10 protein-coding genes are annotated in these 13,978 nt (G+C 38.6%); all 10 read right to left on the bottom strand.

What is annotated here, in order from left to right:
• Positions 1-12: 12 nt before the first annotated feature.
• On the bottom strand, positions 13-300 hold the full coding sequence (rplW, locus tag MM213_RS04195) for a 50S ribosomal protein L23 (RefSeq protein ID WP_241275192.1): 288 nt from the start codon (positions 298-300) through the stop codon (positions 13-15).
• Positions 301-304: 4 nt separating this feature from the next.
• A complete protein-coding gene (gene rplD, locus MM213_RS04190; protein ID WP_241275191.1) occupies positions 305-934 on the bottom strand; it encodes a 50S ribosomal protein L4 in 630 nt (209 codons plus the stop codon).
• A gap of 4 nt (positions 935-938) precedes the next feature.
• Complete coding sequence (rplC, locus tag MM213_RS04185) at positions 939-1,571, bottom strand: 50S ribosomal protein L3 (RefSeq protein WP_041779291.1); 633 nt, start codon at positions 1,569-1,571, stop codon at positions 939-941.
• 251 nt (positions 1,572-1,822) lie between these two features.
• Positions 1,823-2,128: a 30S ribosomal protein S10 gene (rpsJ, locus tag MM213_RS04180; protein ID WP_241275190.1), complete on the bottom strand. Its 306-nt coding sequence runs from the start codon at positions 2,126-2,128 to the stop codon at positions 1,823-1,825.
• Positions 2,129-2,141: 13 nt separating this feature from the next.
• Positions 2,142-4,262 carry an elongation factor G gene (gene fusA, locus MM213_RS04175; protein WP_241410235.1) on the bottom strand — a complete coding sequence of 707 codons (2,121 nt, stop codon included), beginning with the start codon at positions 4,260-4,262 and terminating at the stop codon, positions 2,142-2,144.
• A 5-nt stretch (positions 4,263-4,267) separates the two neighbouring features.
• The gene (gene rpsG, locus MM213_RS04170) at positions 4,268-4,735 is read right to left on the bottom strand and encodes a 30S ribosomal protein S7 (RefSeq protein WP_241275188.1); all 468 of its coding nucleotides are present in this window, start codon (positions 4,733-4,735) and stop codon (positions 4,268-4,270) included.
• Between the two features lie 23 nt (positions 4,736-4,758).
• Complete coding sequence (gene rpsL / locus MM213_RS04165; protein ID WP_014772291.1) at positions 4,759-5,142, bottom strand: 30S ribosomal protein S12; 384 nt, start codon at positions 5,140-5,142, stop codon at positions 4,759-4,761.
• A gap of 101 nt (positions 5,143-5,243) precedes the next feature.
• Positions 5,244-5,567: a DUF3467 domain-containing protein gene (locus MM213_RS04160; protein ID WP_241275187.1), complete on the bottom strand. Its 324-nt coding sequence runs from the start codon at positions 5,565-5,567 to the stop codon at positions 5,244-5,246.
• Positions 5,568-5,735: 168 nt separating this feature from the next.
• Positions 5,736-10,043, bottom strand: a complete 4,308-nt coding sequence (gene rpoC, locus MM213_RS04155; RefSeq protein WP_241410234.1) for a DNA-directed RNA polymerase subunit beta' — start codon at positions 10,041-10,043, stop codon at positions 5,736-5,738.
• 47 nt (positions 10,044-10,090) lie between these two features.
• Positions 10,091-13,966 carry a DNA-directed RNA polymerase subunit beta gene (rpoB, locus tag MM213_RS04150; protein WP_241410233.1) on the bottom strand — a complete coding sequence of 1,292 codons (3,876 nt, stop codon included), beginning with the start codon at positions 13,964-13,966 and terminating at the stop codon, positions 10,091-10,093.
• Positions 13,967-13,978: the final 12 nt, after the last annotated feature.

Below are 13,978 nucleotides of genomic sequence, written 5' to 3'. Positions count from 1 at the left end.
ATTCTGATTCAATTAAATTTCTCCGTAAAAATCGATCACTTCACCTTCAGCAACTTGTACAATTGCTTTCTTGAAGGCATTAGTAAATCCACTTACAACTTTTGCTTTGGTGTATCTTGTCTTAGACTTACCAGCATAACGCATGGTTCTCACATCAACAACTTTTACACCGTACATTTTTTCTACAGCTCTCTTGATTTCTGGCTTCTTTGCAGTTTTTTCAACCACAAATCCATAAACACCTTTCTCGTTCATCGCAGAAATCTTTTCCGTAATCAAAGGTTTTTTTAGAATTTCCATTGTCTTACTTCAATAATAGGGTTTCTAACATACTTACAGAACCTTCGCACAACATCAAGTTGTCTGCGTTAAGCAATTCATAAGTGTTTACTTCATTAACTGAAACCACCTTTGCTTTAGGTAAATTTCTACTTGATAGATATACATTTTTGTTTTCCTCAGGAAGAACCAAAAGTGTCTTTTTATCTGTCAAAGAAAGTCCGTTCAAGAATGCTATATAATCTTTTGTCTTTGGAGCGTCAAATGAAACGTTTTCCAAAATCATTAGGCTATTTTCTCTTACTTTATAAGTCAAAGCAGACTTTCTTGCCACTTGCTTCAATTTTTTGTTCAATTTGAACGAGTAGCTTCTTGGTCTAGGACCGAAGATTCTTCCTCCTCCTCTGAACACTGGAGATTTGATAGATCCGGCTCTAGCTCCGCCAGTACCTTTTTGCTTTTTGATCTTTTTAGTAGATCCAGCAATTTCATTTCTCTCTTTTGATTTGTGCGTTCCTTGTCTTTGGTTTGCCAAAAACTGTTTTACATCAAGGTAGATAGCGTGATCATTTGGTTCAACACCAAAAATCTCTTCTGAAAGCGTTACTTTTCTACCTGTCTCTTCGCCGTTATGTTTTAATACTGCTAATTCCATTGTCTTACTTCTCTAGGATAACGAAAGAATTTTTTGGACCAGGGACAGAACCACTCACTAATAGTAAGTTTTTTTCTGCGTAAATCTTCAACACTTTCAAGTTGATAACTTTAACTCTATCACCACCAGTTCTACCTGCCATTCTCATGCCTTTGAATACTCTTGATGGCCAAGAGCAAGCACCAATGGAACCAGGATGTCTACCTCTGTTGTGCTGACCGTGAGTCTGTCCACCAACACCGGCAAAACCATGACGTTTAACTACACCTTGGAAACCTTTACCTTTAGAAGTTCCAATAGCATCTACGAAGTCACCCTCGATAAATACTTGACCTGCTTCTACAGTTTTACCAAGATCAACCTGACCTTCGAACTCGACCCTAAAGTCTCTGAATTCTACAACTTTCTGCTTTGGAGTTGTACCGGCCTTTTTAAAGTGTCCGATTAGTGGCTTAGGAGTGTTTTTCTCCTTACGCTCACCATAAGCCAACTGAACAGCGTTGTACCCGTCTGTTTCTAAATTTTTTACTTGCGTCACTACGCAAGGACCAGCTTCTATTAGCGTGCATGCGACATTACGTCCATCGGCACTAAAAATGCTAGTCATTCCTACTTTTCTACCTATTATTCCAGACATCTTCTGATATATAATATAATTACACACAAGCGATTAGACGCAAGTGCCCTTTTTAAAGGACTGCAAAGTTAGGAATTTAATTCCACCTTACAAACTCCAACTTTAATATTTTCAATTATTTACGAAAAAATATTTGGTATTTTGAAACTTTTTATTGTTTGATAAGTACCGAATACCTTTTCCTTGATACAGACAAAAGAAAAACCCATCCCCCGAAGCGGATAGGTTTTTCATTCTGAAAGTTCCTACTGTCAGACTTTGATCTCTACATCAACTCCACTAGGAAGTTCGATTTTCATCAAAGCATCAACAGTTTTTGAACTATTGCTATAGATATCAACTAATCTTTTGTAAGTACAAAGTTGAAATTGCTCTCTAGCTTTCTTATTTACGTGTGGTGATTTCAACACCGTGAACTTTTCCTTCTTAGTAGGCAAAGGAATTGGTCCTACGACAATTGCACCAGTTGCTTTTACTGCTTTCACAATCTTCTCTGATGACTTATCCACCAGGCTGTGATCGTATGATTTTAATTTTATTCTGATTTTCTGATTCATTTTCGCTTAGAATTTAGGCTTTTTCACCTTTAACTTTCGCTATCACAGCTTCTGCGATATTGTTAGGTACAGGCTCGTAATGTGAGAAGGTCAATGAAGCTGTTGCTCTACCTGATGTGATTGTTCTCAAATCAGTAACATAGCCAAACAACTCGGAAAGAGGTACATTAGCTTTGACTACAGTAGAAGTACCCTTTGTATCCATACCTTTCATCAATCCTCTTCTTCTATTCAAATCACCAGTAATTGGACCAGTGTATTCATCTGGCGTAACTACGTCAACTGCCATAATTGGCTCCAACAATTGCGGTCTACACTTTTTAGCTGCTTCCTTGAATCCAATTCTTGCTGCCAATTCAAATGATAATGCATCCGAATCGACATCATGGAAGGATCCATGGAACAATCTTACTTTCATAGACTCTACAGGATAACCTGCCAACGGTCCATTTTTCATAGATTCAGCAAAACCTTTTTGAATAGCAGGGATAAATTCTTTTGGAATTACACCACCTACGATTCCGTTTACGAAATCCAAACCTGCTTTGATTTCATTTGTCTCAGGATCAGGATCTTTCGGTCCAAGTTCAAATACGATATCTGCAAATTTACCCTTACCACCTGATTGCTTTTTATAAACTTCCTTGTGCTCAATAGAACCAAACAAAGCTTCTTTATATGCAACTTGAGGGGCTCCTTGGTTGATCTCAACTTTGAATTCTCTCTTCAATCGATCGATAATGATATCTAAGTGAAGTTCTCCCATACCTCTCAAGATAGTCTGTCCAGTTTCGTGGTCAGTATTTACTACAAGAGTAGGATCTTCTTCTACAAGTTTTGCGATAGCCATACCTAGCTTATCAACATCAGCTTGTGTCTTAGGCTCAATAGCATATCCAATAACCGGCTCAGGGAATACCATTGACTCAAGAACTACTTTTCGTTTTTCATCACAAAGTGTATCACCAGTCTTGATATCTTTAAAGCCAACTACTGCACCAATATCACCAGCTACCAATCTTGGAATCTGGTTTTGCTTATTTGCGTGCATTTGGAAAACTCTTGAGATACGCTCTTTATTTCCAGAACGGCTATTGAATACATAAGAACCTGATTCAAGAACACCTGAATAAGCTCTCACAAAACAAAGACGACCTACGAATGGATCTGTAGCGATTTTGAAAGCCAAACCTGTGAAAGGTTCTGCCTCATCTGGAGCGATTTTCACTTCTTCATCTTCATTATCCAAAGAATGAGCAATAATATCATCTTTGTCCAATGGAGAAGGAAGCAACTCCATCACTAGATCAAGCATAGTTTGTACACCTTTGTTCTTGAAAGATGAACCACAAACCATAGGAACTACTTTCATTGCGATAGTAGCCTGACGAAGTGCGTTTAGGATTTCTGCTTCAGTAATTGACTCAGAATCTTCGAAGAATTTCTCCATCAATGACTCGTCAAACTCTGCAACAGACTCCAAAAGATACTCTCTATATTGAGCAACTTCTTCTTTCATATCTTCAGGAATAGGAACTTCTTCGAAAGTCATCCCGAAATCATCCTCATTCCAAACAATAGCTCTGTTGTTGATCAAATCAACTACACCTCTAAATTTGTCTTCAGCACCGATAGGAAGTTGCAATGGAACTGCATGGCTACCTAACATTTCTTTAACTTGCTTACAAACTTCAAGGAAGTTAGCACCAGCACGGTCCATTTTGTTAACGAAACCGATACGTGCTACTTTGTAATTATCAGCTAGTCTCCAGTTAGTTTCTGATTGAGGCTCAACACCATCTACAGCACTAAAAAGGAATACCAACCCATCCAAAATTCTTAAGGAACGGTTTACCTCAACGGTAAAATCCACGTGTCCAGGAGTATCGATGATGTTGATTTGGTACTTGTTGTCTCTATAATTCCAAAAAACAGTGGTAGCAGCAGAAGTAATTGTAATACCTCTCTCTTGCTCTTGTGCCATCCAGTCCATGGTAGCCGCACCATCATGAACCTCACCGATTTTATGGCTTACACCAGAATAAAATAGGATACGCTCAGTTGTTGTGGTCTTACCTGCATCAATATGTGCAGCAATTCCAATGTTTCTTGTAAATTTTAAATCTCTTGCCATTTCAATTAAAATCTAAAGTGTGAGAATGCTTTATTTGCTTCCGCCATTCTATGGGTATCATCTTTCTTCTTCACAGCAGCACCTTCGCCTTTTGCGGCAGAGATGATTTCTCCAGCTAATCTATCCATCATAGTTTTCTCACCCCTTCTTCTGGCATAAGTGATCATCCACTTGATTCCGAGGGACAACTTTCTTTCAGGTCTAACTTCCATTGGGACCTGGAAAGTAGCACCACCAACTCTACGACTCTTCACCTCGACAGCGGGAGTTATATTGTTAAGCGCTTTTTTCCAAACCTCAAGACCGTTCTCACCTACTTTTTGTTCAACTTTCTCGACTGCGTCGTAGAAAATTCTGTAAGCAATACTCTTCTTACCATCCACCATTAGACAGTTAACAAACTTTGTTACCAAAGTGTCATTAAACTTCGGATCAGGAAGAATATATCTCTTTTTTGGTTTCGCTTTTCTCATTTTTTCTAAATGTTTTTGTAATATTATTTCTTAGCGGCCTTAGGACGCTTCGCACCATACTTGGAACGACCTTGCTTACGGTCTTTTACTCCTGCTGTATCTAGTGCACCTCGGATGATGTGGTAACGTACACCTGGAAGATCCTTCACACGACCACCTCTGATCAATACGATCGAGTGCTCTTGCAAATTGTGACCCTCTCCAGGAATGTAGGCGTTAACCTCTTTTCCGTTCGTCAATCTTACCCTAGCCACTTTTCTCATCGCTGAGTTAGGCTTCTTAGGCGTGGTAGTGTACACCCTTGTACAAACCCCTCTTCTTTGAGGACATGCATCCAAAGCTCTAGACTTGGACTTGGTCTCAAGGGTAGTTCTACCTTTTCTTACTAACTGTTGTATAGTAGGCATTAACTGATAAAATTTATTTTGTTCCTTGTAAACTTGTGAATTTTGGACTGCAAAGGTAAACAAATAGGTAAAACAAACAAAATTAAGATGTTATATTTTTACTATGCCTCACCTGGAGTCCCTCCAAAATTCAATGGAAAAGACGGACTTTCATCTCCTCCCTGAATTTTACCGAATGCATTTTCGTATTTATTGATGTTATCTTTCAAAGCTGCTAGCAATCTTTTTGCGTGATCAGGGGTCATGATGATTCTTGACTTGACTTTTGCTTTTGGCACTCCTGGCATCAGTCTAATAAAATCAATCACAAACTCTGAATTTGAATGTGCTATCATTGCCAAATTTGAATAGACACCTTCGGCGACTTCTTCTGAGAGCTCAACGTTGATTTGTTGATTTTGATTGGCTAATTTATCGTCTTCCATAAGATTAAGTGAATTTTGTTTTACTCCAGATTACACTTCCAGATTATTTATGAATTGCTAGGTTTTGACTTTAGCTTAAAACTTTCCATGTAATTATCTAAGAAATAATTAAAGATAAAAAAGGCCTGCTTTTACACAGGCCTCTTTATTTCTCTATCAAAACCGGTATTATTTAACTACCTCTTTCGATTTTTTTACTGATCTTTCTTTCTCTACAGATAGTCTCTCGTACTCGTCCAAAGAACCTACAATAATATCTTTAAAGTTTCTTTGTCCTGTTCCTGCTGGAATCAAGTGACCTACGATTACGTTTTCTTTCAATCCGAGAAGTTCATCACGCTTACCTCTAATAGCAGCCTCACTCAAGACTTTGGTAGTCTCCTGGAATGATGCAGCCGATATAAAGCTTTCTGTACCCAAAGATGCTGCTGTAATACCTTGAAGTGTTGGTCTAGAAACTGCTGTTTCAGCATCTCTAACTTGCACCAATTTCAAATCTTTACGCTTCAAACTTGAATTCTCGTCTCTCAATCTTCTTGCAGAGATAATCATACCTGCCTTTAATGTGCTCGAATCTCCAGGTTCCATTACAACTTTCTTATCCAAGATGTTATCATTTTCTTCTCTGAAAGCCCACTTATCAACAACTTGGTTTTGAAGGAAACCTGTGTCACCAGCATCAAGTATTTCTACTTTTTGCATCATTTGACTTACGATTACCTCAATATGCTTATCGTTGATTTTTACACCTTGAAGTCTATATACTTCTTGGATTTCATTTACCAAATATTCCTGTACCGCAGTTGGTCCTTTGATGGCCAAGATATCGTTTGGAGTAATTGCTCCATCAGAAAGTGGCTCACCAGCTCTGATAAAGTCATTTTCCTGTACAAGGATATGCTTAGACAATGACACCATATATCTCTTTCTTACACCATCTTTGGATTCGATAAAGATCTCACGGTTACCTCTCTTGATACCTCCATAAGTCACAACCCCATCGATTTCTGAAACTACCGCCGGATTGGAAGGGTTTCTAGCTTCGAATAATTCTGTTACTCTTGGAAGACCCCCCGTAATATCTCTTGTCTTACCAACAGATCTTGGGATTTTAACCAAAATTTGACCAGCTTTCACTTTTTCACCTGCTTCTACAGCTAAGTGAGCTCCTACTGGAATATTGTATGATTTATTTTCCTCACCATAATTTACAATTACAGCAGGGTTTTTTGTCTTATCTTTTGTATCAATGATTACCTTTTCTCTGTAACCAGTCTGATCATCCGCCACTTCTTTGAAAGTAACACCTTCAATGATTGCATCAAATTCGATTTCCCCATCAAACTCTGACAAAATCACAGCATTGTATGGATCCCAAGTACAAAGTGAATCACCTTTACCGATTTTCTGACCATCTTTCACATTCAAGATCGCACCATAAGGTACGTGGTTAGAAACGAGCAACTTCCCTTTAGAGTCGTTTATCTTAATTTCACCAGATCTTCCCATCACGATTGCAATTGCTTCGCCATCCTTGTTGGTTGTATTGATCCATCTCAATTCTTCTTCGAATTCAATAACACCTTCAAACTTGGCATTGATACTTGCTTCAACAGAAATGTTCGATGCTGTACCCCCTACGTGGAATGTTCTCAAAGTCAACTGAGTACCTGGCTCACCGATAGACTGCGCGGCGATTACACCTACAGACTCTCCATTCTGAACCATGTTACCAGTAGTCAAGTTTCTACCATAACACTTAGAACATACACCTCTTCTAGTTTCACAAGTCAATACAGATCTGATCTCAACTTCTTCAACTGCAGATTCATCTATTCTCTTTGCAATATCATCAGAGATTTCCTCACCTGCACTTACCAATATCTCTTCAGTAATTGGATCCACTACATCATGAACTGATACTCTACCAACAATTCTTTCAGAAAGAGGCTCAACGATTTCGTCATTGTCTTTCAAAGGCTGAACTACAAGACCTCTCAACGTACCACAATCCTCTTCTGAGATGATCATATCTTGGGCCACATCCACCAATCTTCTGGTCAAGTAACCAGCATCAGCAGTTTTCAATGCAGTATCGGCAAGACCTTTACGTGCACCGTGGGTAGAGATAAAGTATTCCAATACATCCAATCCTTCTTTAAAGTTTGAAAGAATTGGGTTTTCGATGATTTCACCAACAGAACCTTGAAGGTTTTTCTGAGGCTTAGCCATCAATCCCCTCATTCCACCTAACTGACGAATTTGTTCTCTAGAACCTCTGGCTCCAGAATGCATCATCATATAGATTGCATTGAAACCTTGCTTATCTTCTTCCATTTGACGCATCAAGATGTTAGTCAAATTAGAGTTGGTTCTAGTCCAAATATCGATTACTTGGTTATATCTTTCATTGTCTGTGATAAGACCCATAAGGTAGTTGTTCCAAACTTGGTCAACTTCCTCTTTCGCCTTATTGATCAATGGATCTTTTTCATCAGGGATAATAACATCGTTCAATCCCATAGAAAGTCCACCAGTATAAGCCATCTGGAAACCTAAGTGCTTGATATCATCAAGGAATTGGGCCGTTCTGGCTATACCACATATTTTTACAACTTCCGCGATAATTTGCTGAAGTTTTTTCTTTGTCAAGAGTTCATTTACATAACCAACTTCCTCAGGCACGAATTGGTTGAAGATCAATCTACCAGCGACGGTTTCAATAATCTTTTCGACAATATCACCGTTGTCTTCTCTTACCTTAACTTTACACTTTACAAATGCATGTTGAGACACACGTCCTTCATTCATTGCAATGATGACTTCCTCTTCACCATAGAAAGTTTGACCTTCACCCAAAACAATCTCTTCAGGCGTTGATTTTTTTCCTTTGGTCACATAATAAAGTCCCAAAACCATATCCTGTGAAGGTACTGTAATTGGAGCACCATTTGCAGGATTTAGGATGTTATGCGAAGAAAGCATCAAAGTTGAGGCTTCCAAAATGGCTTCATGTCCCAATGGAACGTGAACCGCCATTTGATCACCATCAAAATCGGCGTTGAATGCAGTACATACCAAAGGGTGAAGCTGAATTGCCTTTCCTTCAATCAATTTTGGCTGGAAAGCTTGGATCCCCAATCTGTGAAGTGTAGGAGCTCTGTTCAGAAGTACTGGATGTCCTTTCAATACATTTTCAAGGATATCCCATACCACAGGATCTTTTCTATCTACAATTTTCTTTGCAGATTTCACAGTCTTTACAATACCTCTTTCTATTAGTTTTCTGATAATAAATGGTTTGAAAAGCTCAGCAGCCATATTCTTTGGCAAACCACACTCGTGAAGTTTCAATTCAGGACCTACGACGATAACAGAACGGCCAGAATAATCGACCCTCTTACCCAATAGGTTTTGACGGAAACGACCTTGCTTACCTTTCAACATGTCAGAAAGTGACTTCAAAGCACGGTTACCATCAGATCTTACTGCATTGACTTTTCTTGAGTTGTCAAAAAGAGAATCTACAGCTTCCTGAAGCATTCTTTTTTCATTTCTCAAAATAACTTCTGGCGCTTTGATATCTATCAATCTCTTCAGACGGTTATTTCTAATGATCACCCTTCTGTAAAGATCATTCAAATCAGAAGTTGCAAATCTACCACCATCCAAAGGAACCAACGGTCTCAATTCTGGTGGAATCACAGGAACCATTCTTACAACCATCCACTCAGGACGGTTTTCGATTCTGGTTCTAGCATCTCTGAATGCTTCTACAACTTTCAGTCTTTTCAAAGCTTCCGCTTTTCTTTGCTGAGAAGTATCTGTAGCTGCTTGGTGTCTTAGGCTGTAAGAAAGGTCATCAAGATCAAGTCTTGCCAACAACATTTCAATAGCTTCTGCACCCATTTTGGCGATGAATTTATTTGGATCTTCATCATCAAGCATTTGGTTCTCCTTTGGAAGTTTATCCATGATGTCCAAATACTCGTCTTCAGTCAAAAAGTCAAGATATTGTATCCCGTCTTCAGCTTTGATTCCAGCTTGAACGACAGCATATCTTTCGTAATATACTATTTGATCCAATTTTTTTGTTGGAAGACCCAACAAGTATCCAATTTTGTTTGGAAGAGACTTGAAGTACCAAATATGCGCTACAGGGACGACAAGCTCAATATGGCCCATTCTCTCTCTACGCACTTTCTTTTCTGTGACTTCAACACCACATCTGTCACAAATGATACCTTTATATCTTATGCGCTTATATTTTCCACAATGACATTCCCAGTCTTTAACAGGACCGAAAATTCTCTCACAAAACAACCCTCCCATTTCTGGCTTGTACGTTCTGTAATTGATTGTTTCGGGCTGCGTTACTTCACCATGTGAACTATCCAGAATTGATTCTGGAGAGGCCAAACTAATAGTGACTCTAGAAAAGTCGTTGTTTAGTTTTTTATTTTTTCTGAACGCCATAATAATTGATGAGTATGTTAAGGGCCTTTCGGCCCGTATTTTTTGAATTAGTCTAAGGTAATTTCTAGAGCAAGACCTCTAAGTTCATGAACCAATACGTTGAAGGATTCCGGAATATTTGGTTTCGGAAGGTTTTCTCCTTTTACAATTGCTTCATAGGCTTTCGCTCTACCAACTACATCATCAGACTTCACAGTTAGGATTTCTTGTAGTACATGAGACGCACCGAATGCTTCCAATGCCCACACTTCCATTTCTCCAAATCTCTGTCCACCAAACTGGGCTTTACCACCAAGTGGCTGCTGTGTGATGAGTGAATATGGACCAATAGACCTTGCGTGCATCTTATCATCTACTAGGTGACCTAGTTTCAACATGTATGCAATCCCTACTGTAACTGGCTGATCAAACTTCTTACCTGTCAAGCCATCGTACAGGTATGTTCTTCCATAAGCAGGCAATTCTGCTTTTTCCAATTCAGCGGCTACTTCTTCCATTGTAGCTCCATCGAAAATTGGAGTAGCATATTTCTTACCCATTTTGTGTCCAGCCCAAGCAAGAACTGTTTCGAAGATCTGTCCAATATTCATCCTGGAAGGTACACCTAGAGGATTCAATACGATATCCATAGGGGTTCCATCTTCTAAGAATGGCATATCTTCGTCTCTTACGATTCTAGCAACAATACCTTTGTTACCGTGACGACCCGCCATTTTATCACCCACTTTTAGCTTACGTTTCTTAGCTACATAAACTTTAGCAAGTTGAACGATTCCAGCTGGCAATTCATCTCCAACTTCAAGTGTGAATTTATCACGTTTGAAGATACCAGAGATATCGTTTCTAGAATTGATATAATTCTTAACAAGTTTTTGGATCAAACCATTCACATGCTGATCATCAGTCCAGTCATCCAAAATAATATCAGAAACAAGATTCGCCTCTTCCTGAACATTATAGTTTGACTCATCTCTATATGGGTTCTTTGCAGGGAATAAGTTTTGCTCAATGTTCTTAGCATTGAACTTCACTCCTTTGCTGATGATTTCATCACCAAATTTATGTCTTACTCCTTGAGAAGTCTTTCCGTCCAAAAGTTGAACAAGCTTGTTGATCATCCTGGCTCTCATTCCCAAAAGATCTTTGGAATATTGACCTTTAAGTTTCTCAACCTCAGCCTTTGACTTAGCTCTTAAATCTTTATCCTTCTTAGGTCTTGAGAATAATTTAGTTTCAATAACAACACCATTCAATGAAGGCGACGCTTTCAAAGAAGCATCTTTTACGTCACCTGCTTTGTCTCCAAATATTGCTCTAAGCAATTTCTCTTCTGGAGTAGGGTCAGTCTCACCCTTTGGAGTGATCTTACCAATGATGATATCTCCTTCTTTCAGTTCAGCACCAACTCTGATAATACCATTTTCATCAAGGTTTTTAACGGCCTCTTCAGAAACGTTTGGTATTTCAGAAGTCAATTCTTCTTCACCTCTTTTAGTATCTCTAACTTCTAATTGGAATTCTTCAATGTGAATTGAAGTGAAGATATCTTCCCTTGCAACTCTTTCTGAAATTACAATTGCATCTTCAAAGTTATACCCCTGCCAAGGCATGTAAGCTACTCTAAGATTTTTACCTAGTGCCAACTCACCATTGTTAGTCGCATAACCTTCTACCAATACCTGACCCTTCGTTACTTTCTGACCTTTCAGAACCAACGGAGTCAAGTTTATAGTAGTGTCTTGGTTAGTTCTTCTGAACTTCACCAAATTGTATGTTTTATATTCATCACTGAAGTTGACCAATAAGTCATCTTCAGTAAGGTCATATTTTACAGTTATCTTAGTAGCATCTACGTATTCAATTACACCATCAGTCTCAGCGATAATCAATGCTCTTGAATCAATAGCAGCTTTACCTTCTAAGCCAGTACCCACAATAGGCGCTTCAGCTTTCAACAAAGGAACTGCCTGACGCTGCATGTTAGATCCCATCAAGGCACGGTTTGCATCATCATGCTCCAAGAATGGAATCAATGAAGCAGCTACCGATACGATTTGGTTTGGAGCAACATCCATGTAACTGATCTCTTTTGGATCCAACACAGGGAAATCACCTTCAAATCTTGCTTTAACTCTATCATTCAAGAACAGTCCTTCATCATCCAAAGGAGCATTTGCTTGAGCAATATTGTTGTCATCTTCCTCTTCAGCAGTCAAGAATACTATATCTTCAGTATTCATGCTTACTTTTCCTTCTTTCACTTTTCTGTAAGGCGTTTCCAAGAATCCCATTGAATTCACTTTTGCGTGAACACAAAGAGAAGAGATCAAACCAATGTTTGGACCTTCTGGGGTTTCAATGGTACAAAGACGACCATAGTGAGTATAGTGAACATCTCGCACTTCGAAACCAGCTCTTTCTCTTGAAAGACCACCTGGACCCAAAGCAGAAAGTCTTCTTTTATGAGTCAATTCAGCAAGTGGATTGGTTTGATCCATAAACTGAGAAAGCTGATTCGTTCCAAAGAATGAATTGATGACAGAAGAAAGCGTTCTTGCATTGATCAAATCAACAGGCTTGAAATCTTCATTGTCACGAACATTCATTCTTTCTCTGATTGTTCTAGCCATTCTTGCAAGACCAACCCCAAATTGAGAATACAATTGCTCTCCTACAGTTCTTACCCTTCTATTACTCAAGTGATCAATATCATCGACCACCGCTTTAGAGTTGATAAGGCCAATAAGGTACTTCACGATGTTGATAATATCTTCAGTCGTCAATACGATTTTTTCGGAATCGATATTCAATCCCAATTTCTTATTGATCCTATATCTACCAACTTCACCTAAGTCATAACGCTTGTCCGAGAAGAACAAACCATGAATTACTTCTCTTGCAGTAGCTTCATCAGGAGCTTCTGTATTTCTAAGTTGACGGTAAATTACCTCAACAGCTTCTTTTTCTGAGTTAGAGTTATCTTTCTGAAGGGTATTATAGATAATTGAATAATCAGCAACGTTGACATCTTCTCTATGAAGAATAATCGACTTTGCTCCAGATTCCAATATCAATTCAATATCCTCGTCAGAAAGAATAGAATCTCTTTCTAAAAGCACTTCATTTCTATCAATAGAAACTACCTCACCAGTGTCCTCATCAACGAAATCCTCTACCCAAGTTCTCAAAACTCTAGCAGCAAGTTTTCTACCAGTAATTTTTTTAAGATTAGCTTTGGTAGCAGCTATTTCTTCAGATAGACCAAATAGATCCAAAATCTGCTTATCAGAACCAAAACCAATAGCTCTCAACAAAGTAGTAACAGGGAATTTTTTCTTTCTATCAATGTAAGCATACATTACATTATTGATATCCGTAGCGAATTCGATCCAGCTACCTTTGAAAGGGATAATTCTGGCAGAATATAACTTGGTACCATTTGTATGTTTACTTTGAGCAAAGAATACACCTGGAGATCTATGAAGCTGAGAAACAATGACTCTTTCTGCACCATTGATCACAAAGGATCCTTTCTCTGTCATGTATGGAAGATTTCCCAAGAAAACCTCTTGCTCAATAGTTTCAAAATCTTCATTGTCTTCATCAGAACACAATAGGCGAAGTTTTGCTTTAAGCGGTACAGAGTAGGTTAGGCCTCTATCAATACACTCTTCAATGTTGTATTTTGGAGGATCTACTGTATAGTCAATAAATTCAAGTGTGAAGTTTTCTCTAGAATCACTAATTGGGAAATTCTCAGAAAACACCTTGAAAAGACCATCCTGTCTTCTTCTTTCAGCAGGAGTATCCAGCTGGAAAAAATCTTTGAAGGATTGTAATTGGATATCTAAGAAATCCGGATAGTCTTTGACTACCTTAATAGATGAGAAACTTTTCCTTTCGGTTTGATTCTGGATAGCCAAGGCAGTATATAT

The sequence above is a fragment of the Belliella alkalica genome, assembly GCF_022549785.1.
Classification (GTDB): domain Bacteria; phylum Bacteroidota; class Bacteroidia; order Cytophagales; family Cyclobacteriaceae; genus Belliella; species Belliella alkalica.
The sequence above is the reverse complement of the archived record's forward strand: the minus strand, read 5'-3'. Positions and strand labels throughout refer to the sequence as shown.